We start from the raw sequence: 719 nt of genomic DNA on the forward strand, positions 1-719 counted from the left end.
GTTTTAGTACTAGGTGGTGCGGGCTACATCGGCTCACACACCGTTGATCAATTAATCCAACGCGGCACAGATGTGGCCGTTGTCGACAATCTTGTTACTGGCCATCAAGCAGCCGTTAATCCACAAGCCCGCTTCTATCAAGGCGACATTCGCGACAAAGCGTTCATGCGCAGCGTCTTCCAACAAGAAAAAGTGAGCGGTGTGATTCATTTTGCCGCTTTCTCAATCGTGCCCGAATCGATGCAAGCCCCACTTAAATATTTCGACAATAATACTTATGGCATGACGGCCTTACTCGAAGTGATGAACGAGTTCGACGTCAAACACATCGTCTTCTCATCAACGGCGGCAACTTATGGTGAACCGCAGTCAATTCCGATTAAGGAATCCGATCCACAAGTCCCAACTAATCCCTACGGCGAAAGCAAGTTAATGATGGAAACGATGATGAAATGGGCCGATAAAGCTTACGACATCAAGTTTGTCGCCTTGCGCTACTTCAATGTCGCTGGTGCCAAACCAGACGGTTCAATCGGCGAAGATCATCATCCCGAAACCCATTTGTTACCAATTGTGTTACAAGTGGCCGCTGGAAAGCGCGATCAATTATCGATTTTTGGCGACGATTATGAGACCCCAGATGGCACCAACGTCCGTGATTATGTCCACGTTTTAGACTTAGCCGACGCCCATATTTTAGCACTCGGTTATCTTGAAGC

1 protein-coding gene is annotated in these 719 nt (G+C 47.8%); it reads left to right on the top strand.

Translation table 11 applies throughout. The annotated features are described in order from the left end of the window. Nucleotides 1-719: UDP-glucose 4-epimerase GalE (gene galE / locus J7Q78_RS09940; protein WP_208423209.1), on the top strand; the 719-nt coding region annotated here is incomplete at both ends.

The organism is Latilactobacillus fragifolii (assembly GCF_905332535.1).
GTDB classification, from domain to species: domain Bacteria; phylum Bacillota; class Bacilli; order Lactobacillales; family Lactobacillaceae; genus Latilactobacillus; species Latilactobacillus fragifolii.